The following is a 21015-nucleotide window of genomic DNA, read 5'->3' as shown; positions in this document are numbered from 1 at the left end:
CAGAAAACCGCCTTCAATTGTTCGTAATTGAAGGCGGTTTTTTATTTATTGGCTAGCCGAAGCTTCATGTTTCGATGGTATAACCTGTTCCAGCAGCCACGCAATTCCAATCAAAAGTACGCAGCCAATTACATTCAACCACAGAAATGCGGTTAATTCGACCTGCCAGCACCAAATCACCAGGCCTTCGGTGATCACAGCCGCCCAAAACGTGGCCTTCCCTCCTATCGATTTAAAATAAAAAGCAACCAGAAAAATCCCCAGAATAACCCCATAAAATAAAGAGCCTAAGATGTTTACGGCTTCGATCATGCTCCCTAATTTGCTGGCGAATTGCGCTACAATAATGCAGAATACGCCCCAAATGATAGTCGAAATTTTGGAAGCCATCAAATAATGTCCATCGGAATAGTTTTTGCAAAATAACCGTTTGTAAATATCCACAACCGTTGTGGAGGCCAGCGAACTATAGGCAGCGGCAATCGATCCCATGGATGCACTAAAAATAACGGCGATCAGCAAACCGATCAGACCGTGGGGAAGAAAATCAAGGACAAAACGGAGAAAAACATAATTTACGTCACTCGTATCACCCACCGGGTTATTCTTTTTAATCAGCTCAACAACCTGACTTTTAACCAATTTAGCTTCTTCATCGGTTTGGACAATTACGGCTTTCGTCGCTTCGACTGAAGCCGTATTTTGTTCGGTAAGCGCCTTATTCAAGGTCAAAACCGCTTTCTGACGCCGGGCCGCAATCGTCTGGTGTTCGGTTTCCAACTGGCGGTATTGATCGGCGTATTTGCTTTTCAAGAGCTGATCGGTTTCGACTTTGTTGAAAAATACCGGTGAAGGATTAAACTGGTAAAATACAAATACCAGCACCCCCACCAGGAGGATTAAAAACTGCATCGGCACTTTCAACATGCCATTGGCTAATAGCCCCAGCCGACTCTGGCCAATCGACTGACCGGTTAAATACCGCCCTACCTGTGACTGGTCGGTTCCGAAGTACGATAATTGCAGAAAAAAACCGCCAATAAGCCCCGACCAGAGATTATAGCGGCTGTTGGGGTCAAATTTAAGATCGATGGTATTGAGTCGTCCGGCCTTCCCGGCCACTTGCAACGCATCCATAAATCCGACATTGGCGGGCAATAAATGAACCGTCATCCAGCCGGCAATAAACATGGCTACCGTCACAATCAGCATCTGCTGCAGATGGGTATACGAAATTGCTTTGGCTCCCCCCGTAACGGTGTATACCAGCACAATACCGCCCATAATGATATTGGTCCAGAAAATGTTCCACCCTAAAATAGTCGATAGAATGATGGAAGGAGCATAAATGGAAAGCCCCGTCGATAAGCCGCGTTGCAGAAGAAACAACAGGGCCGTAAAGACCCGAACGCGGGCGTCGAACCGGGATTCAAGGTATTCGTAGGCCGTAAAGACTTTTAATTTATGAAATATGGGAACGAAGGTAATGGCGAGTACGACCATGGCCAGCGGCAGCCCAAAATAAAACTGTACAAACCGCATTCCATCTGTAAAAGCCTGACCCGGTGTGGAAAGAAACGTAATGGCACTGGCCTGGGTTGCCATAACCGACAGACAAACATGGTACCAGGGCAAGGACTGATCCGCCAGCAGATAATCGTCCATATTGCGACTACCCCGGCTCCGAACCACCCCATAAATAATGATAATGGCCAGCGTCCCGGCCAGGATGAGCCAATCGAGACTGCTCATGAAAAATAACGCATAAACCCGTAAAACAAGACGATTTCAAGCAGTAAGCTACCAATTACAATCAGGTAAAGCTGACGCCAGGAACGGATAAAAGGTGGAAGATCGGTAGGTTTTGGGGTCATAAGTGAACGGTGGCTGGCTCTTTACCTTATTGTATGCAACGAAATTTAAGCACCTCTCGTATGCCGACGATCCGTGCCGGTATCAAAACGATCCAATCTTATTTTTGAAATATTCAATAATAACGATAGTTTGCGATCAGGCTTTCCCCGAAACGTGAAAAAGTCACTGGCAAATATGGCAAATCTACCCGGAAAAGAAGTAGAGAAATCAATTTTTGGTTTGGACGGCAAGGTGGCATTAATCACTGGAGCAAGCAAAGGAATCGGTGAAGATATCGCCCGCATTTTTGCCCGTTTCGGAGCCAGCGTGGTGATCAGTAGCCGCCGGCAGAGTAGCCTCGACGGCGTTGTGGCCGAAATACGGAACGAAGGTGGCGAAGCCAGCGGTATTGCCGCCCATGCCGGCGACCACGACCAACTGCGCCACCTTGTGGATAAGACGGTAGATTTATACGGTGGAATTGACATCCTGGTGAATAACGCGGCTACGAATCCGGTTTTCGGGCCAGCCATTGACTGCGATCTGGCGGCATTCGATAAAATCATGCAAGTGAATGTCAAGGCTCCTTTTGAACTCAGTAAAATGGTGTACCCGCTTATGAAAGCACGGGGCGGTGGCAGCATTATCATGATGAGCAGCATTGCAGGTGAAACGCCCGATCCCGGTTTGGGCATCTACAGCGTCAGTAAAGCGGGATTGAATATGCTCACCAAAGTGCTGGCAAAAGAATGGGGGGCTGACCACATCCGCGTCAATGCCATTTGTCCCGGTCTGATCAAAACCAAGTTTAGTCAGGCCCTGTGGCAGGACGAAACGATTCTGGCCCACTTCACCGACCGTTTGCCCATCGCCCGCATGGGAACCACGGACGAAATCAGCCCTCTGGCGCTGTTTCTGGCCTCCGATGCGTCGGCTTACTGCACCGGCAGTCTATTCCACGCCGATGGCGGAACCCTGATCTGAAAACCGACACGGGTCAAGAACGGGTTTCCTGTACGGATACCGTCATTTTCCGGCCGACTCGGGGGTATTTCGCTGCACCGAAACGATTCTGAATTCCGTTCTCCGGTTTTTCTGGTGTTTACTCTCAGGACAGGCGATGTCGTCGGTACAGCCATTCAGGATTTCGCTTTCGCCCAGTCCCAGAGAATTCAACCGAGCAGGTTCAATCCCCCGGTTGACGAGGTAATCGACAGCGGCCCTGGCCCGGTTTTCGGATAATTGCATATTATACGCATCGCTGGCCCGGCTGTCGGTGTGTGATCGCAGTTCAATTTTCATTTCGGGATATTTCCGCAATAGCGTCGCCAGATGGTCAAGTTCGTGAGCAGCATCCGGCCGGATAAAGAACTTGTTGAGATCGTAATAAATATTTTTCAACTCAAACACATCGCCTTCGCCGTAAATGCCCTGCTGCTTTTCAATCAATTTCGGATTCTTACCGGCTTTCATTTTCGGGATCTGTTCCTGATTGGCCGTGTAGCGGTTTTTCTGAGTCGTAAGCGTGTAGGGAGCACCCGGTTTCATTTCAAATTCATACTTACCATCCTTTCCGGTTACCACCTGCTGCTCCGATTTATCCTTTTCATTCCGCAGCGTTACAGTAACGCCCGGCGCCGGTTCCTGGTTGACCTCGGTTTTTACGGTACCTTTTACCAGTGTATTTTCGCTTTTCTCCAGATAAATTGACACCGTCATGACGGGCCTTTCCGATTGGGTCATGGTCGAAAACCGGATGCTGTTGGGCGAATATCCTTCCTTGATGGCTTTGAACTCATAGTCAATATTGGCATCGACACAGAAACCGGTTTTTCCATCTATTCCCGTAAACCGCAGATCCTGATTGATGCCCGCTTTGATGACCCGAACGTCGGCAACGGCAATGGGTTCATTCGTTTTGGCATCATAGACGAAGATGTTCAACTGTTTACAGGTGCGTCGGAAACTATAAATATTATCGTCACTGACGCCCCTTTTCCGATTGCTGCTGAAGTAGCCGGAAGTGCGGTTTTTCGTGGTGATCAGGCCGAAATCATCTTTTTCAGAATTAATGGGATACCCCATATTTTGTACGCCTTTAAACGCTACGCCTTCGCGCAACTCGGCATAAAACAAGTCCAAACCGCCCAGCCCTTCGTGTCCGTCTGACGAAAAATAAAGGTTGTTATTTTCATCAATGAACGGAAACATTTCGTTGCCTTCCGTATTGATCTCTTTGCCCATATTTACCGGCGACGACCACTGTCCGTCCTTGTATTCTACGACGTAAATATCGGTTCCGCCAAAACCGCCCGGCATATCCGACACAAAATAGAGCTTGGTATCATCGGGCGACAAAGCCGGGTGTCCAACCGAATAATCATTGCTGCAAAACGGAAGTTCTTCAACTTTCTGCCAGCTTCCTTTGGTATTTTCTGCGATGTATAACTTTAGTTTACGAATTCCATCGGTGCTTTTGCCATTTTTCCCTCTGGCCGTGTTATTTCGGGTAAAAATAATCCGGGTTTGGTCTTTGAAAAAAGTCATGGGCCCTTCGTGGTATTTCGTATTCAGTGTCCGGCTGAAGAGTTCGGTTTTTGAAAGGGGCTTGTCTTCCAGGGGCGTAGCCTCTGCAACCTCAGCCGTGGTAGTACTCCCTCCCAACGAAGCCGCCCGGGCCGCGAGTCCGGCATTATTCTGAAGTTCCGCCGTATCGGGATAGAAATACAAATCCAGAAAGGGCGTTTGATTCCAGCCAAAAACCCGCTTCACGGGACCGGTTTCATCCCGGGCTGATACAAAAGCCAGCCCATTCTGGTAATACATCGGACTAAAATCCGCCTGACGCGAGTTGACCGGCAAAAACTCCACCCGATACGAGGATGAGTCCTGATAAAACTTATTCATATCCATGTAGGATACGGTAAATTTCCCACCCCGCAAATCCTCTTCTTGCTTTTCTCCGTACTTGCTGTATATTTTTTGAGAATCCCGGTATTTGCCATTGGCGGCCAGCGCCTGGGCGTAATACAGGTAATTTTTCGAGTCGGTTTCGGGAAACTCTTTCAGCAAATCGGCATAAATCCGTTCCGCATTTTTGGTGTCCTGCAAGGCGCGGTAACTATAGCCCAGTTTGGTATAAGCCTCCTGAACTTCGGCGGGGTCTTTCTTTTTGTCCAACCGCAAAAAATCCTCGTAGGCCCGGACCGCGTTCACATACGCCAGGTTTTCAAACTGTTTGTTAGCCGATTTCAGACGCGCACTTTGCGCCTGAACGGCCAGCGTCATTCCACTCAGAATGGCACTCAGAAATAACAGTCGTACATAGTTCATAGTGAATTGAAAGGGTTGCTCCCTAAAATCATCAAAAGGGATGCCAAAAATTGCTTGTACATCACATTTTAAACAGGAATCCTTGCACACGCGGCAAGCGAGTCGGGCAAATGCAAAATCTTACAGGTCCAGCCGCTCGATTTTTACCATCTTTCTGGTCTGTTCAGTAATCCGAAACCGGTCGTCGGTTCGATAACCGATCAGCCAGGCTATCTTTTCGCCGGATACCACCACCCAGGCAGAACGGCGGTCGGCCAGAGACACTTTCCGGTTGGTCAGAAAATTACCAACGGTCTGATTCCCAGTCATCCCAAGTGGCCGGAAGCGGTCGCCCGTTTGCCAGAGCCGGATGGTCAGAGGCCACTCAAGCCGATCCGCATCCAGGCAGGCGATGTGAGAACTGGTCGGAATCCGGAAATCGTCCGACGGATCGATGACCTTGAATCGCAGCGAGAACTGATCGCAAACAAAAACGTCATCCAGCGGTACTGCATCCAGGACAATCGGCTGAAAACTAGCGGATTGCCGGGTTTCGATTCGTAAAAATTCCCGATCGCGAATTACCTGATGGGAGGCCGAATAAAATTTTTGTCCAAAACCGTCAGCCCGGACGGCTTCGGCCAGCGGACTGATCTGAACATACTGAAACCCAAACGGTTTGAGCCATTCCGACAAGCGGTATTCCCATTCATTCTGGGCGAGTAACTGTTCAATGGAAAGAAGAAAACCGCCCGGACTCGGTATGGCCAGGGTATCCCACGACCGCCGAATTTCCTGGTCGACCAACACGCCGGCTGATTGTATGCGCGCGACCGTGGTTTGCAGGGTTTGCAGCAAATTGGGGTTCATTTCCTTGAGAACCGGAATGAGCTGATGGCGAAGCTGGTTGCGCCGGTAGTGATTCGATGCATTGGAGCTGTCTTCCCGCCATGCCAACCCGTTCTGTGAGATGTATTCGGCAATGGAGTCCCGGTTGGCAAACCACAAGGGCCTGATGATCAACCCATTTTTGATCGGAATTCCCCGCAAACCCGTCAAGCCGGTTCCCCTTACCAGATTCAGCAGAATAGTTTCCAGCACATCATCCTGATGATGGGCCGTCGCAATACCGCTGTAACCGAACTCCCGGGCTACCTGCTCAAACCAGGCATAGCGTAGTTGCCGGGCCGCCATTTGGGTTGAAATGCCCCGCTGGTCGGCTTCTTGTTTTGCCGGTAAGCGGACGGTATGAAACCGGACGCCATGCCGCTCCGCCAACGCTTTCACAAAAGCCTCATCCTGGTCGGAGTCAGTTCCGCGCAATTGAAAATTTACGTGGGCAATCCCGTATCGGAATCCCGCCAATCGAAACAACTCTGCCATGCCGACCGAATCGAGCCCTCCACTAATGGCCAGCAGAATGCAATCAGTTTGGGCAAAAAGTTGTTCTTTGTTAATAAAGCTTAAAAACTGGCGTTCAAGCGCCTGGTTCTGGGCTAAAGCCATAATTTTGTACCCTGGAATGATCTGAAACGCAGTTCCCTGATTAATCGGTCTTGTGGATCGAAATTAAAATCATAATTAATCAAATAATCAGCATAATCCGAGTTCAGGTCGTTTAGAAGATTTTTTTCCATGCATCGCAACCCTTTGAATAAAATTAGCGTCTATACCAACAGAATGATACACAGGCTTCTGGTTGTGCTACTGGTTTTGCTGGCAGGTACAGCAATGGGCCAGATTGGCAATCCATCGGCGGGGGCAGCGAGTGATATTGTGATCCTGAAACGGGCCGACCAACTGGAAGGTCTGCAGTCAGGAACGGAAGAAATTCGAAAACTGACCGGCAATGTCGAGCTACTGCACAAAAATACCCTGATGTATTGCGATCGTGCCGTTCAAAATCTGACTACCAATGTCATCGAAGCCTACGGGAATGTACGATTGGTTCAGGGCGATACGCTGAGCGTCAGGGGGGATACGTTGTTTTATTTCGGCGCCAACCGGCAGGCCAATGTGACAGGCCGTACGGTGGTTTTAAAAGACCGGAAGATGACACTGACTACCCGGCGCCTGGAATACGATCTGGCCAACGGTATTGCACATTATCCAGTCAAAGGTCGAATCGTCGACCGGGAAAACATTCTGACCAGCCGTGAAGGCTATTACAACACCCAGACCAAACTGTTCACATTCCACGAGAACGTCAAACTGGTCAATCCGCAGTATACCCTAACCGCGGATTCGTTGCTTTACAATTCGTTAAGCAAGATAGCAACGTTTCAGGGGCCGACCCGGATCGTGAGCAAGGAAGGTGTTTTGATTGCAAAAGATGGGGATTACAATACCGTATCGCGGTTGTCGAATTTTCAGCGCAGGGCCACCATCGAAACGGAAAAATACACCCTGACCGGGGATACGTTAGTGGGGAACAATGCCAATGATTTTTACACCGCGCGCGGGAATGTAGTGCTCTTGGCCAAAGGGGATAAAACTATTCTGACGGGCGATTTTGGGCGATATAACCGAAAAGCCGGGGTAGCCCGAATGATTGGGCACGCCTTGGTGAAAAGTATTTCAAGTTCGGACACCTTGTTTATGCGGGCGGATACCCTCTGGTCTTTCGAACTACCCAATCCAAAACGACGGAAAGGGAATACCAGTGCGGATTCAACGTATCGCAGGCTGATAGGTCAGAAAAATGTGCTGGTTTTCAAGAATGATTTGCAGAGTAAATGCGACTCGATTGTCTATGAAACGGCCGATTCGACCATCTTCTTTTTTAAGGATCCGATTGTCTGGAGTACGAATTATCAGATGGAAGGCGACTCGATTACCGCTTTAATGAAAAATAACCGCATTCATAAAATGTTACTTCGGGGGCATTCTTTCGTCATATCACAAGATACGCTGCTCAACTTTAACCAGGTGAAAGGCCGGACGCTGACATCGTATTTTACGTATGACAAGAAAAAAGACCGCTCCGACATTGATCATGTCATTGTGGAAGGCAATGGAGAGAGTCTTTATTTTGCCGTTGATGAGAACAATAAAATGGTGGGAATGAACCGGGTCTTATGTAGTAAAATGACCATCCGGTTTGCCGATCGTAAAGTCAACCGGATTAGCTTTTATGGTCAGCCTGATTCTAAACTGGTTCCGCCAAAGGAACTGAAAGAAGCCGATAAACAGCTGGATGGTTTCAATTGGCGCATCGCTGAAAAGCCCACAAAAGCCCGAATTCTGGGGTTGCCCGAGCCGATGCAGACCACCATTTCAAGTGTAAACCCAGGTAAAAATCCCGGAGCTACCCTGCCGGTTGAAGCTTCGGCGACAACGAAACGGGAAGTTCCGGTCAATGAACCCAAGCTCAAGAGTCTGATTCGGAAAAATACAGGTAGTACCGCCGAAAAGACATTCGTTAAAGATGGCGGCCCGGTCAGTAAACCGGCCCCTGTTCCGGCCGTTGAACCTAAAAAACAGGCTGAAATCGGGGGTACTATTCGTACGAAGATAATGGATAGTACAGAAACCGATGCGCTAAGAAGTACAACACCAGACGAAGTAAAGAATGGCCGGAAAGTGACCGAAAAGCCAGTTAACCCGTCTAAAATACCGGTTACAACCGGGAGTGAAAACCGTTTAAAGCCGGTAGACAGCACGGCGGGCGGAGTACTGAAAAGTGTCGGGTCGGTTAGCAAACCCGCCCGTCAGAACACGGCTTCTCCTACGGAGGAGAGCGATCTGGAGAAAGAGCTAAATAAAAAACCGGTTCGAAAACCCGGCAATTAAGCCGCAGTCAAAAAATAGTTAATAAAAAAATGACTCTGTTTTAAACCTTTAGGATACCACAAAGTTCTAAGTGAGAAAAAAGAGTTGATATAGCAATTTTTTGAGGAGCCGGTCGTTGACTTTCTCGTTTTTTTAAATATGTTTGTGATGGGGTATTGTATCCACCCAGTTTATTGCATGAAAGTATATGAAACAACCTGTACGTTTATATGCCTGGTTAACCGGACTGGCGCTGTTGGTATCACAGAGTCTACTGGCTCAAACCGATAGCAGCAAGCCCAAAAGCCGGTTGGAGTTAGGGCAAAAACCCGCGCCGACAAGCCGGGTTATCCATTCCCGAAACTTCCCTTTCCTGAAACATCCGAGTGTTTCCAGCTTAGATCGCGGGGTGACCGTTCATAAAAATACGGCGATCAACCAGTTTTACCGCAATCAGCTTTTGAATACGACCGCAAACAAAACGCAGGTTCGTCCGGTCAGCTCGGATTCCGGCAATCTGGTGGTGCCCGAAGCGCGTCAATCTGCGGAAGAAGCCCGGAAAGTCGATGACCGGATGTATGCCAGTGAACGGATTACGGTTTCGAACATTTATCCTAATCCAGCCAATGAAAGTGCGGAGATCGATTACCAGATTACCGGTGGAGTAAAAGATGCCAAGCTCGTCTTTTACAATGTGCTGGGTGCCCAGGTCGGCGAATATGTTCTGGATCGGAACGAACGAAAAATTCGAATCGCAACCAGTGAAATGAATTCCGGCATGTATTTTTATCAATTATCACTGGAAGGGAAAAAGATCGCTACCAAAAAATTAATGGTAAGCCATCAATGACTATAGACAATTTTACGATAGGCAGTAGGCAGATTCCCTGTTTACTGCTTATTTTTTTGCCTACTACGGACCTCAACCCCAGCACTATTTAACTTGAGTATTCGTTAATCTTACGTAGATTTTTATTAATTTTGCAACTTATGCAGCATTATTTGAAAACAGGTATAGTAGCGGTTGTGTTGTTGGTGTTTTTTACGTCATGCAGCCCATTTCAAAAATTACAGAAAACGGGTACGGACGATCAAAAGTACCAGGCCGCTGTAACGTATTTCAAAAAAGGGGAGTTTTACCGGGCGGGGCTTCTGTTTGAGGAATTGATTCCAATTCTGAAAGGAAGCACAGAATCGGAAATGGCCCAGTTTTACCGGGCGCACTGCGAATACCAGCAACAAAATTACCAGCTGTCGTCATTCCATTTCAAGCAATTTTATGAAACGTTCGCGCGAAGCGATTATGCTCATGAAGCCATGTATTTTTATGCGCTTTCTCTGTATAAGGATTCGCCGAACTACAACCTGGATCAGTCCAATACCCTGACGGCCATGGCTGCCCTTCAGGACTTTATCAATGCCCATCCGCAGAGTCCTTTTCGTCAGGAATGTACGCAGTACATTGCCGTTTTGCGGGATAAGCTGGAATTGAAAGCGTATGATAAGGCCAAGCAGTACTATAAAACCAGTGCGGCCAATATCGCCAATTATCGTTCGTCCGTTGTGTCGATTACCAATTTTCTCCGCGAATATCCGGATTCTAAGTACAATGAAGAACTGGCTTATCTGCGGGTCGATGCCCAATACCATCTGGCAAAAAATAGTTTCGCCGACAAATGGAAAGAACGGCATCAGGAAGTTGTTAACTACTACCTGGCCCTGGTAGACAAGTTTCCCAAAAGCCCGGATATTAAAAAGGCGGAGCGTATGTATGAAGACAGCCGCAAGGAACTGGAAACTATTGCGAATCAGGAAAAAGAAAAATTGAACCAGCAACAGAAACCCGCCAAAGTCACCGCGACTACGGCCTCTAATTAAATAACCCGGAAACGTTTACAGCCGATGCTGTGACTGAATCCAGCTACGTGAAAACAAAAAAGCTATGGCAAATAATCCTTCTATCATCACCCGCGATACTGATAAGATTGCGGCAGCGACTGGTAATCTGTATGAATCAGTATCGATCATCTCAAAACGGGCGCGGCAGATTTCAAGCAAAATGAAAGAAGAACTCAGTAACAAACTTTCGGAATTTGCGTCGGCGGTCGACAACCTGGAAGAAGTGTTCGAAAACCGTGAGCAGATCGAAATTTCTAAATATTACGAGCGTCTGCCAAAACCGACAACCGTGGCAACGGACGAGTTTCTGGAGGGCAAACTGCAATGGCGTACCGTTGAAGAAGATACGACGAACTCGTTGTAATTTTTGATTTAAGTACAAAACGAAGCGGGGCATTACAGAGATCACGGAGAAAATCGCACTGGCGACCTGTCTCTATGCTCTCCGTAATGCCCCGCTTCGTTTTGCGGTTTTAAAAGCAACACGATGGCCAATCTGACCGGAAAAAAAATTCTTTTAGGGGTAACGGGGAGCATCGCGGCTTACAAATCAGCCCTGCTCATCCGGCTTTTGGTTAAGTTGGGGGCTGACGTGCAAGTTGTGATGACTTCGGCGGCAAAGGACTTTATTACCCCGCTGACGCTGGCGACCTTATCAAAACGCCCGGTTTTATCGGAATTTATAAACCAATCTTCCGGTGGTCAGGGTGATGGCCAATGGAACAACCATGTCGAGCTGGCCCTTTGGGCTGATCTGTTGGTTATTGCGCCGGTTTCGGCCCATACGCTCGCGAAGTTGGCACACGGTTTTTGTGACGATTTGTTATCGGCGGTTTACCTGTCGGCCAAATGTCCGGTTTTTCTGGCTCCGGCCATGGACCTGGATATGTACCGTCATCCGACAACGCTGGAAAATCTACGTCGGCTCCAATCGTTTGGCAATCGGCTCATTCAGGCGGAACATGGCGAGCTGGCGAGCGGCTTAGTGGGCGAAGGACGGCTCGCCGAGCCGGAACATATTGTGACGGAACTGGAACGGCATTTTGCGCATCGCCCGATTTTCAGACACAAGCAGGTTTTGATAACGGCAGGTCCAACCCAGGAAGCCATCGACCCGGTTCGGTTCATCAGCAACCATTCGAGCGGAAAAATGGGATACGCCATTGCCCGCGCTTTTGCCCGCGCCGGAGCCGATGTTACCCTGATTAGTGGCCCAACCGTGCAGCCCCTCCCCGACCCCACCATCCGGCGATTATCCGTTCGATCAGCGCAGGAAATGTTTGAAGCCGCCCGGGACGAATTTCCCAAAGCTCACATTATTATTCTGGCAGCTGCCGTTGCCGACTATACTCCACTGAGGCCCGCGGAGCAAAAAATAAAGAAAAAAGAAACGGTTTTTGACTTGGAGTTAACCAGGACCGTCGATATTGCCGCCACTTTGGGCCAACAGAAACGACCGGATCAAATTACGGTTGGGTTTGCGCTGGAAACCAATGATGAACTTGCCAACGCACGGAATAAACTGCGGGCAAAAAACTTCGATTTCATTGTCCTCAATTCTTTGCGTGATCAGGGCGCGGGGTTTGGGCACGATACCAACAAAATTACCGTTATTGACAAAGAAGAACGGATGTATACTTTTGATCTTAAATCGAAGGACAAAGTGGCCGAAGATTTGCTCAATCTCGTTCAGGAACAGGTATCGATGCTATGAAATTTCAATCAATACGTTTAGTTATGGCGGTTTTGATCGGCCTGGCGACCGGAATCGCTCAGGCACAGGAACTCAACTGCCAGGTGACGGTGAATTTTAACCAGGCGCAATCTACGCAGGTCACCGATCGTCAGATTTTCCCGCAACTTCAGGGATTTATTACCGATTTTATGAATAACCGGCGTTGGACCACCGATGCCTTTAATCCGGAAGAACGCATCAACTGTAAATTGATCATCGATATTCTGAAAGTTCCCGCCCAGAATTACTACGAAGGACGTGCTCAGGTCATTGTTACCCGACCGGTTTACGGCAGTAATTACGAGACGGTTACGCTCCGGTATATCGATAATTCCTTCAATTTTCCGTATCGCTTGAATGATGCGATGTATTTTAATGAAAATGCCTATTCGAGCGAACTGACGTCATTACTTGCCTTTCATGCGTTGATCATGCTGGGGGTTGATTATGATTCTTTTGGCAAACAGGGAGGAAAACTGTTCTTTCAACGTGCTTATAACGTTATGACGCAGGCTAGCCAGAGTGTTGGCGGGGGTGCCTGGGGCGCGCAGGGTGATACGCGAAACCGGTATTGGCTGATTGAAAATCTGCAAAGTCAGCAGTTTATTCCGTACCACGAAGCCATTTATACGTACCATCGCCAGGCCCTGGATAACTTTACAGCCAATCCGGTGGGTTCAAGACTCCAGGTGTTGGAGGTGTTATCGATCATCCGGCAGGTCAGCCAGCAACGACCCAATTCCATCGTGATCAACACATTTTTCGACGCCAAGGGCGAAGAACTGTTTAACATCATGAATGAGGGTAGCCGAGACGAGCGGCAAAAGGCATTTACCTTGCTGTCGACACTCGATCCGGCCAAAACAGAAGTTTACCGAAAGTTACTCAGATAATTCATGGGTAAACGTTTAATTCGCATTCGGGCTACGGAGCTTCTCAACAACTGGACATCCGAAACCGCCAACCGACTGATCAATGCAGAAGTAAATGTGGTTTTCCTTGACGGACGCACATTACACGGTCGGCTGCTAAACGTTCAGAACTTTGAACTGTCGGTCCGTGACAATGTGGGTCACGGTCATCTTGTTCCTATTCAAACCGTTGACGAAGTCATCCTGGACGAAAAAGCGCCTTTTTAGAATATTGCCATGCTTTCGCATTTATTGATAAAAAACTACGCCCTGATTGAACATCTGGAAATGGATCCCGACAAGTCGCTGAACACGATTACGGGAGAAACCGGGGCGGGAAAATCCATCATGCTCGGTGCCATCGGCCTGTTGATGGGAAATCGTGCGGATTCCAAAGCACTTTTTAACCCGGACGAAAAATGTGTAATCGAAGGGTTTTTCGATGTTTCAGGGTATGTTATTGAGCATTTATTTGAGGAAGAAGACCTCGACTACGATGTCACGTGTGTCGTTCGGCGAGAAATCAGCCCCAGCGGAAAATCCCGGGCTTTCGTAAACGATACGCCTGTAAACCTCGAAATTCTCCGCCGGGTAACCAGCCAGTTAATGGATATTCACTCGCAACACGATTCGATTCTGCTCGGGTCGAATGAATACCAGTTGCAGATTGTGGATACTTATGCTCAAAATGAGCCCCTGTTGCGTCAATACCGCACTGACTACCGCACGTATCGACTTAAACAGGAAGCTTACGAACATTTGCTGAACGAGACGGCAATGATGAAGAAGGAGTTCGATTACAATAACTTTTTGTATGAAGAACTTCAAAAACTGGAGCTACAAGCCGATGAGCAGGAATTGCTGGAGCAGGAACTGACCATTCTGGAAAATGCGGAAGATATTAAAGAACGGTTGCAACTGTCGGCCGATTACCTCGACAATGCCGAGCAATCGGTGGTAGTTTACCTGAAAAATGTAGTCAATAATCTCAATTATGTCTCCCGATTGACCGATCGGTTTAGCCAGATTCGGGATCGTGCGCAAAGTTCACTGATCGAATTACGCGATTTGGCGAATGAAATCAGTACCGAAGAAGACCATATTGAGACCAATGATTCGCGCGTGGAAACCATTCGGGAGCGGTTGAATTTGGTCTATCAGCTGCAAACCAAACATGCCGTGAAGACGGTTTCGGAATTGCTGTCGATTCAGGCAGACCTCGGAAAAAAGGTCAGCAAAATTCTGAATTCGGACGAGGAACTGGCGGTAGCCAAATCGGAGAATGAAGCCGCTTTGCAACAACTCATGACGAGTGCCAACGCCTTGTCGGTTTCGCGCCGGGAAGTGAATCCGCAGATTGAAAAACACGTTGGCAGTTTGCTGGCCGATCTGGGTATGCCCAATGCTTCCTTGAAAATTAACATGGAAACCGGCAAGCCAACCAATAATGGCATCGATACGATTTCGTTCCTGTTCAGTGCCAACAAAGGGGTAAAGCCGCAGCAGTTGAAGAATGTCGCGTCGGGGGGTGAGTTTTCGCGGTTGATGATGACCATCAAGTATATTCTGGCCAGTAAACGTTCGCTGCCGACCATTATATTTGATGAAATCGATACGGGTGTTTCCGGCGAAATTGCAATCAAAATGGGAAATATGATGCGTGACATGGCCCATAGTCACCAGATTATTGCCATCACGCACCTGCACCAGATTGCGGCCCAGGGAAAAGCCCACTATTTTGTATATAAAGATAATTCGGGAAACCGGACTGTAAGTCGGGTAAAAAAGCTCAATTTCAACGAGCGGGTTCAGGAAATTGCCCAAATGATCGGCGGTAATAACCCATCGCCCAGTGTCCTTAAAAACGCGAAAGAACTCTTGTCCCCCAAAGCGTCGTCGTAACGGATCAAAATGAATTAATCGATAACTTGTACATGAAAAAATTACTAGTCTGCCTTGTTACTCTGGTGGGTTGTCAGCAATCCGGCGATAAAAAAAACGTTGAACAGGTTCATACTCAGGTCATGGCGATCCACGATGAAGTGATGCCGCGTAGTGAGGAGTTGGAAGATTTGAAAGAAGCAATCAGCCACCACATCGACAGTTTATCCAAAATCAAGCCCGTTCCTGGCAATTTTCAAGCCCGGCAACAAGAAGGCATTCTGATCAACAAAGCCTTGACTGAAGCCGATAGTCTGATGTATGACTGGATGAACAACTACAAAGCTGATAGCATCAAAGCCATGGACGAAGCGCAGGCCAAAGCCTATCTGGAACTTGAATTGAAGAAAATAACCACCGTAAAAGAAAAAATAAATGGTGGAATCAGGCAGGCCGAGAAATTCTTGGGTAACTAAAATCAGCCGCTGGATGTTGAATCAGTATACGCATTTTTCAAGCCAGCTTCTTTATTAATTTTTAGTTCAGGATGTATTCAGTCTTAAAAAGTACGCTATTTTTCGCCATACCGGTTCTTTTGTCAGCCTGTTCTTCAACCGACAATCGCTTACCCATTCTTGGCGAACGTGATGTTATTACCAAAGAGGTCAACGGTAAAACGGTTACAGACACCTCCTATTACCAGATCCCGGCCTTTCAGTTTACAAACCAGGATAGCCTGCCGGTAACGGATAAAACGTTTGAGGGAAAAATTTACGTGGCCGACTTTTTTTTCATCACGTGCCCGACAATTTGCCCAAAAATGAAAACCCAGATGAAGCGGGTTTATGATCAGTTTAAAAGCAATCCGGACGTTATGCTCCTCTCCTATACCATTGACCCTCGCCACGATACGCCTGCGGTATTGAAAGAGTTTGCCAAAAATCTGGGTGTAACCGGCCCGCAATGGCAATTTGCTACCGGCCGAAAAGAAGATATTTTTAAAACCGGCAAAAGCTATATGGTGGTGGCTCAGGAAGATGCGGGTGCACCGGGCGGTCTTTTACACAGCGGGCATTTTGTGTTGGTCGACAAGGAGAAGCACGTTCGGGGCATGTATGACGGCACCACCGAAGAAGGTGCGGATAAACTCATGGCCGACATCGACCGGCTCCTCGCAGAATATAAAAAACAATGAGAAGGGTATCGATTTGTTTACTGGCGTTTCCCTTGTTTTTTCAAACCGGCTGCCAAAGCCAGGACGAGCTAAAACAGGAGAAATACTTTGTTGAGGGATATCAGTTGTATACGGAACACTGCGCCAATTGCCACCAGACCGACGGCAAAGGTCTGGAAGCCCTCTACCCGCCCATTAACGGTTCGGATTATTTAAAAAATAAAGAGAAGATTATCTGCCTGATCCGGTACGGACAAAATGAACCCATTCTGGTCAACGGCCGGCGCTTTAATCGGCCAATGCCCGCCAACGCCCAGTTAACCGACATTGATGTCGCCGAGATAACGACCTACATTTACAATAAATGGGGTGACGAAAAAGTGATTACGGATGTCAAGGAAGCCAGCAAGGCGTTGGACTTGTGCCGTACCCAGCTGCAAAAATGAAGCCCTACGGCTCAATTTCCTCCGCCCGCCAACTGAAAAATACCGGAAGGTTTCCGAATGAAATAGTGTGAGAACGTCTGATCGGTATCCAAACCGACCCCTTCCAACCGTTCATTCGATCGTTTACTGAGAATTTTAACTTTTTTTTCAGTATAAACCTTTTTAGTCGTTGGGTTCCAGTTGAGTTCCGGCGTGTATAACTCCTCATTCTTTTTCAGGTTGATCACCACAACGTTACCCATCACCCGGTAATAATTCTGGGCCTGAACATACCGTCCTGAATCGGCCCGCAAGGTAGTTTCGATCTGCTGGTCGGGGCCGTAGAATTCAATATTGACCGTTTTGGGATACACCCGGTCGTTTGACTGGTATTTGTACTGCAACGGCGTTTTCATTTTTACCTTCAACAGGCCCGCTTCACTATACAAAATCTGCACGTCATTAATTTCTTCCAGCGGACCGGTATAGGGTTTTGATTTCTTGGCCGCCGGTTCTTCGTTGCAACTGGTTAATCCAAACCCTAACAGGCTTACGAATAAGGTAGTAAGGATATGCTTACGGATCATTTTGTCTTGTTGTGAGTCATGCTTACCTACAGAACGCAAGCGGGGTCGGCATGGTTCGAAGGGTTGATTCAACGGTAAATTGCAGCTAAAACCAGTAACGTTTAATCCACTTTGTAGCGCTGAAACCATTGCTGATTGAGCGACAGACCAAGACCGATTTTAAAGTAGCGTTCCTGAATCTGCCCACTTGAAATCGTACCCCGCTGACCACCAATCAGCGATATGGTTACCGAATTGACAAATTGGCCAACTGGTAATGAAAGTCCCAGACTAACATTCATATCATTGGGTTGTTTACCACCAACAGAGTAAGGTAACTTGGCGTAATTGAAACCCACCCGGTAGGGAATCAGTTCAAGATAACGGGAGGAGCGTGTTTTCGGCGTAAACTCCAGACCGGCACCTATCGAATAGCTATCCTTCAAATTTCCCGATGAACCGTCCATTTGTCTGAATTTTGACCAGGGTTGGTAACCAAACTCGACGCCAAACGCCAGTTTTTGGGATTTTTCCAGCACAATACCGCCCCGAAGCTGCGAAGGTAACCGGATGGAACCACCCGAGCGGCTTGCAACGGTATCGGGAATTGAGATTTGCGTACCACTGGCATCGATTTGCTGATAGGTATCGACCGAATTACCGCCGAGCCGTGTCATGGGATCGATGGTGCCCCCAATGTTCAGAAACCAGTCTTTGTTCAATTTAGGTCGCCAGGCCGCCCCCAGTCGCCAGATAACATCGCTGTAACTGGTTAAGGTAGACCGCTTTACCGTAATATCATCGCCACCAATTAGCAATCGCGAGTCCGAATCATTGGTGATATTACCAAAAAGAAATGAGGCTTCTACGCCCACATACAGGTTTTTGGTCAGACTAAAACCGTTGGTAAACGTGGCTTTGTTCAATCCGCCCCGTCCCCGGTAAATATATTCGGATTCATAAATTGTACCCGGCACTTTCTGGTATTGTGTAGTCTGGTAATCGACATAGCTATAAGGCCGCAGTCCAATACCGGCCGACCAATACTTCGTTACCGGAAACGTTAACGTCAGGTAACTGAGGTTGGCCCCAAAGTCCTGCTGGTTTTGGCCCCGATTATCCGATAAGCGTTTGGATTGGCCCAGCAAGCCTACTTCAAAAATGGTAAAGCGATTACGGACCAGCAACGCCGGGTTGACGCTATTGAGAAAAAAACCGTTGGCATAAGCGGTTCCCAGGCCCCCCATTCCCAAATTAGTAATATTGTTGGTGCCATAAATTTCACCAATACCCAGCGCAGAATAAGGAGAATTGCCTAAACCTTGTGCCTGAGCGGTTAAATTAGCCAGTCCAATCAGGAAAAAGCCGGTAAATAAGACGGAATAAAATCCGTTACGAGAGGTCGACATTATGTTGTAAAATACGATTCAATCCGATCAGTACCAGTTCCGGAACTGCAAAGATGGGTGGTTTCAGGCTACTTTCAAAAAATGGAGCGTCTCCCCCGCAGATTAGCACCTTGATATTCGGGTGTTCCCGGCGGTGCGCTTCGATAATCCCGTTTAGTTCGGCCAGCAATCCATTAACAACACCGGCCTGCATGGCCTGGCGGGTATTCTTTCCGAGTAACGACGGACGAAGCTCATCCGGTTCGACCAGAGGTAGCCTTTCTGTAAACGAATGCATGGCCCGGAATCGCATACGGAAGCCGGGAGAAATCATTCCGCCATGAAAGACCGATTCCGCATCGACGTAGTCATACGTAACGCAGGTGCCCATGTCGATCACCAGACAGTCATCCTGCGGAAAACGCACTTTGGCTCCAACAGCTGACGCAATCCGGTCGGTGCCGAGGGTATGCGGGGTATCATACCGTTTCTCCATCGGCACCGGTGTGTATCCGTCAACGTTCAGCCAGCGGGTAGCCGGTTTCAACCGAAGTTGTTGCCGCATTTGGTCAGCCGGACGATTCGTTGAAGAAACCACCACGGCCTCGGGCAAATGCGTCTCAATCAGGCCTTGCAGGCTTTCAACGGACAATGTAGGATAAGCTTCCATCAGCTTTCCCCTGTCAAAAAAACCGGCTTTGATGGTACTGTTACCCCAGTCGATGGCGATGTTCATTCCTGCAAAAATTGCAAATAGAGACCAGAATCCTCAATTTTGATTGTTAAAATTGCTTAAAATGCGGCATGGAATTCTTAAAAACATGGTTTGAGCAACGGCTACTGGGTAACTCGGTAGGTAATCTGATCGTTTTTGCCGTCATTATTCTGCTGGGTTTAGGGCTGAAACGTATTTTATCGATGGTACTGAGCCGTTTTTTTTACCGGCTCGTAAAACCGGAAGTCGGGGCCATTCCGATCAGTGATTTTATCCGGTTGATGCGCAAACCGATCGAGTTTCTGATTTTGCTGATCATGCTTTTTCTGGCCTTCGACCGCCTGGCCATTCCCGAACAATGGGGGCTGGTTTCCCGCACCGAGTTTGGGTACCGCCTGGTTATGATTCGGTTGTATCAAACGACCTTGATGATCACCCTGGCCTGGATCGCCATCCGGTTTGTCAAATTTGTTGGTCTGATTTTTCAGAAGCGGGCCGAACAGACCGAAACCAAACTCGACGATCAGCTCGTACCGTTTGTCCGCGACCTGATGATCATCACCGTATTAGCGATCGCGTTTTTTGCCACGCTAAGTATTGTTTTCGATGTCAACGTCATCGCGTTGGTAACGAGTCTTGGCATTGGCGGGCTGGCCATTGCGCTGGCTGCCCGCGAAACCCTCGAGAATTTATTTGCCTCCTTTGCCATTTTACTCGACCGGCCTTTTATTACCGGCGATACCGTGACAGCCGGAACCGGTCCAAACCAGGTTACGGGAACCGTTGAAAAAATTGGCTTTCGAAGTACGCGCCTTCGGACAGACGATGGCAGTCAGATTGCCGTACCGAACCGGTTGATGATTTCACAGTCACTCGATAACCTGACTCAGCGCAGCCAGCGTCGGGCTAAATTTTACCTTCGTTTGGCGCTCGACACACCGGCTGACACGCTTCGAACCATTGTTGACGACATCCGGCAATGGATTGATAATCAACCCAAAATAAACCAGAATCCGGCTCTAATTCAGTTCGACACCTTTGGCGAGAGTTCACTGGATATTCTAATTCAATATTATGCTGCCACCGCCGATTACCGGGAATTTAACAAGATCAAGGAAGAGGTGAACTATCAATTAATTTCGATTGTTGAAAAACATAGCGGGCGGTTTGCATTTCCAACAAGAATGGTGTATCTTCGATCACAAACTGAATCTCCGCTCGACAATCAAAACTAAATTCTGGCTGCTTTTGATTAATTTTTAAAACATTTGCGGGTTTTACTCGTTCTTGTTGACAAAGCGGGATTAAAATCTTAACATTGTGGTCATATAGGCCCTGACCCGATTCACTGGTGTTCTGCCTTTTATCCATGTAATCTGAGGCT

19 protein-coding genes are annotated in these 21015 nt (G+C 47.9%); 13 read left to right on the top strand and 6 right to left on the bottom strand.

From position 1 onward, the window contains the following. Positions 1-45: 45 nt before the first annotated feature. Positions 46-1752 carry a sodium:solute symporter family protein gene (locus EHT87_RS02165; protein WP_124903374.1) on the bottom strand — a complete coding sequence of 569 codons (1707 nt, stop codon included), beginning with the start codon at positions 1750-1752 and terminating at the stop codon, positions 46-48. 297 nt (positions 1753-2049) lie between these two features. On the opposite strand from EHT87_RS02165, the gene EHT87_RS02160 reads away from it, so the two are divergent. After that, entirely contained in the window at positions 2050-2838 is a 789-nt protein-coding gene (locus EHT87_RS02160; protein WP_124903372.1) for an SDR family NAD(P)-dependent oxidoreductase, read from the top strand. A gap of 42 nt (positions 2839-2880) precedes the next feature. Here EHT87_RS02160 and EHT87_RS02155 read toward each other — a convergent pair whose 3' ends face one another. Together EHT87_RS02155 and tilS are read right to left on the bottom strand one after the other, a co-directional pair. Further along, entirely contained in the window at positions 2881-5187 is a 2307-nt protein-coding gene (locus tag EHT87_RS02155) for an OmpA family protein (protein WP_124903370.1), read from the bottom strand. A gap of 120 nt (positions 5188-5307) precedes the next feature. Next, positions 5308-6672, bottom strand: a complete 1365-nt coding sequence (gene tilS, locus EHT87_RS02150; protein WP_124903368.1) for a tRNA lysidine(34) synthetase TilS — start codon at positions 6670-6672, stop codon at positions 5308-5310. A gap of 174 nt (positions 6673-6846) precedes the next feature. Between tilS and EHT87_RS02145 the strand changes: the two genes are divergently transcribed. From EHT87_RS02145 to EHT87_RS02095, 11 genes are all read left to right on the top strand, one after another. Beyond that, positions 6847-8958, top strand: coding sequence for an OstA-like protein (locus EHT87_RS02145; RefSeq protein ID WP_229320802.1), 2112 nt, complete (start codon positions 6847-6849; stop codon positions 8956-8958). Positions 8959-9145: 187 nt separating this feature from the next. After that, on the top strand, positions 9146-9787 hold the full coding sequence (locus tag EHT87_RS02140; protein ID WP_124903366.1) for a T9SS type A sorting domain-containing protein: 642 nt from the start codon (positions 9146-9148) through the stop codon (positions 9785-9787). Between the two features lie 140 nt (positions 9788-9927). Continuing rightward, entirely contained in the window at positions 9928-10815 is an 888-nt protein-coding gene (locus tag EHT87_RS02135) for an outer membrane protein assembly factor BamD (RefSeq protein ID WP_124903364.1), read from the top strand. Positions 10816-10879: 64 nt separating this feature from the next. Then, on the top strand, positions 10880-11200 hold the full coding sequence (locus EHT87_RS02130; RefSeq protein WP_124903362.1) for a DNA-directed RNA polymerase subunit omega: 321 nt from the start codon (positions 10880-10882) through the stop codon (positions 11198-11200). 123 nt (positions 11201-11323) lie between these two features. Next, positions 11324-12550, top strand: coding sequence for a bifunctional phosphopantothenoylcysteine decarboxylase/phosphopantothenate--cysteine ligase CoaBC (gene coaBC, locus EHT87_RS02125; protein ID WP_124903360.1), 1227 nt, complete (start codon positions 11324-11326; stop codon positions 12548-12550). Then, positions 12547-13464, top strand: a complete 918-nt coding sequence (gene porD, locus EHT87_RS02120; RefSeq protein WP_124903358.1) for a type IX secretion system protein PorD — start codon at positions 12547-12549, stop codon at positions 13462-13464. Before coaBC ends, porD begins: the two co-directional genes overlap by 4 nt. Before the next feature lie 3 nt (positions 13465-13467). Next, complete coding sequence (locus EHT87_RS02115) at positions 13468-13710, top strand: hypothetical protein (RefSeq protein WP_124903356.1); 243 nt, start codon at positions 13468-13470, stop codon at positions 13708-13710. Between the two features lie 9 nt (positions 13711-13719). Further along, positions 13720-15384: a DNA repair protein RecN gene (recN, locus tag EHT87_RS02110; RefSeq protein ID WP_124903354.1), complete on the top strand. Its 1665-nt coding sequence runs from the start codon at positions 13720-13722 to the stop codon at positions 15382-15384. A gap of 32 nt (positions 15385-15416) precedes the next feature. Next, a complete protein-coding gene (locus EHT87_RS02105; protein WP_124903352.1) occupies positions 15417-15839 on the top strand; it encodes a hypothetical protein in 423 nt (140 codons plus the stop codon). A gap of 71 nt (positions 15840-15910) precedes the next feature. Then, entirely contained in the window at positions 15911-16558 is a 648-nt protein-coding gene (locus EHT87_RS02100; RefSeq protein ID WP_124903350.1) for an SCO family protein, read from the top strand. Further along, the gene (locus tag EHT87_RS02095) at positions 16555-16983 is read left to right on the top strand and encodes a c-type cytochrome (protein WP_124903348.1); all 429 of its coding nucleotides are present in this window, start codon (positions 16555-16557) and stop codon (positions 16981-16983) included. Before EHT87_RS02100 ends, EHT87_RS02095 begins: the two co-directional genes overlap by 4 nt. Before the next feature lie 11 nt (positions 16984-16994). Here EHT87_RS02095 and lptC read toward each other — a convergent pair whose 3' ends face one another. The 3 genes from lptC to EHT87_RS02080 all read right to left on the bottom strand — a co-directional run bounded on the left by lptC (position 16995) and on the right by EHT87_RS02080 (position 19652). Beyond that, a complete protein-coding gene (gene lptC / locus EHT87_RS02090) occupies positions 16995-17549 on the bottom strand; it encodes an LPS export ABC transporter periplasmic protein LptC (RefSeq protein ID WP_124903346.1) in 555 nt (184 codons plus the stop codon). Positions 17550-17650: 101 nt separating this feature from the next. Beyond that, positions 17651-18937: a BamG family beta-barrel-assembly machinery protein gene (gene bamG, locus EHT87_RS02085; protein ID WP_229320800.1), complete on the bottom strand. Its 1287-nt coding sequence runs from the start codon at positions 18935-18937 to the stop codon at positions 17651-17653. Continuing rightward, on the bottom strand, positions 18921-19652 hold the full coding sequence (locus tag EHT87_RS02080) for a type III pantothenate kinase (RefSeq protein WP_124903344.1): 732 nt from the start codon (positions 19650-19652) through the stop codon (positions 18921-18923). The genes bamG and EHT87_RS02080 overlap by 17 nt, the downstream gene beginning before the upstream one ends. Before the next feature lie 68 nt (positions 19653-19720). Here EHT87_RS02080 and EHT87_RS02075 point away from each other — a divergent pair, with 68 nt between their 5' ends. Continuing rightward, positions 19721-20866, top strand: a complete 1146-nt coding sequence (locus EHT87_RS02075) for a mechanosensitive ion channel family protein (protein WP_124903342.1) — start codon at positions 19721-19723, stop codon at positions 20864-20866. The last annotated feature ends 149 nt before the right edge of the window (positions 20867-21015 follow it).

This window comes from Larkinella knui (genome assembly GCF_003858645.1).
Lineage (GTDB): Bacteria > Bacteroidota > Bacteroidia > Cytophagales > Spirosomataceae > Larkinella > Larkinella knui.
This window is presented reverse-complemented; position numbering and strand designations above follow the sequence as displayed.

Excerpts from the sequence above, each read along its gene's own strand:
- EHT87_RS02155 (WP_124903370.1), bottom strand. The coding sequence starts at position 5,187 with ATGAACTATGTACGACTGTTATTTCTGAGTGCCATTCTGAGTGGAATG.
- EHT87_RS02140 (WP_124903366.1), top strand. The coding sequence starts at position 9,146 with ATGAAACAACCTGTACGTTTATATGCCTGGTTAACCGGACTGGCGCTG.
- EHT87_RS02075 (WP_124903342.1), top strand. The coding sequence starts at position 19,721 with ATGGAATTCTTAAAAACATGGTTTGAGCAACGGCTACTGGGTAACTCG.
- tilS (WP_124903368.1), bottom strand. The coding sequence starts at position 6,672 with ATGGCTTTAGCCCAGAACCAGGCGCTTGAACGCCAGTTTTTAAGCTTT.
- EHT87_RS02145 (WP_229320802.1), top strand. The coding sequence starts at position 6,847 with ATGATACACAGGCTTCTGGTTGTGCTACTGGTTTTGCTGGCAGGTACA.
- lptC (WP_124903346.1), bottom strand. The coding sequence starts at position 17,549 with ATGATCCGTAAGCATATCCTTACTACCTTATTCGTAAGCCTGTTAGGG.
- EHT87_RS02080 (WP_124903344.1), bottom strand. The coding sequence starts at position 19,652 with ATGAACATCGCCATCGACTGGGGTAACAGTACCATCAAAGCCGGTTTT.
- EHT87_RS02100 (WP_124903350.1), top strand. The coding sequence starts at position 15,911 with ATGTATTCAGTCTTAAAAAGTACGCTATTTTTCGCCATACCGGTTCTT.
- bamG (WP_229320800.1), bottom strand. The coding sequence starts at position 18,937 with ATGTCGACCTCTCGTAACGGATTTTATTCCGTCTTATTTACCGGCTTT.
- EHT87_RS02160 (WP_124903372.1), top strand. The coding sequence starts at position 2,050 with ATGGCAAATCTACCCGGAAAAGAAGTAGAGAAATCAATTTTTGGTTTG.
- recN (WP_124903354.1), top strand. The coding sequence starts at position 13,720 with ATGCTTTCGCATTTATTGATAAAAAACTACGCCCTGATTGAACATCTG.
- porD (WP_124903358.1), top strand. The coding sequence starts at position 12,547 with ATGAAATTTCAATCAATACGTTTAGTTATGGCGGTTTTGATCGGCCTG.
- EHT87_RS02105 (WP_124903352.1), top strand. The coding sequence starts at position 15,417 with ATGAAAAAATTACTAGTCTGCCTTGTTACTCTGGTGGGTTGTCAGCAA.
- EHT87_RS02130 (WP_124903362.1), top strand. The coding sequence starts at position 10,880 with ATGGCAAATAATCCTTCTATCATCACCCGCGATACTGATAAGATTGCG.
- coaBC (WP_124903360.1), top strand. The coding sequence starts at position 11,324 with ATGGCCAATCTGACCGGAAAAAAAATTCTTTTAGGGGTAACGGGGAGC.
- EHT87_RS02135 (WP_124903364.1), top strand. The coding sequence starts at position 9,928 with ATGCAGCATTATTTGAAAACAGGTATAGTAGCGGTTGTGTTGTTGGTG.
- EHT87_RS02165 (WP_124903374.1), bottom strand. The coding sequence starts at position 1,752 with ATGAGCAGTCTCGATTGGCTCATCCTGGCCGGGACGCTGGCCATTATC.
- EHT87_RS02095 (WP_124903348.1), top strand. The coding sequence starts at position 16,555 with ATGAGAAGGGTATCGATTTGTTTACTGGCGTTTCCCTTGTTTTTTCAA.
- EHT87_RS02115 (WP_124903356.1), top strand. The coding sequence starts at position 13,468 with ATGGGTAAACGTTTAATTCGCATTCGGGCTACGGAGCTTCTCAACAAC.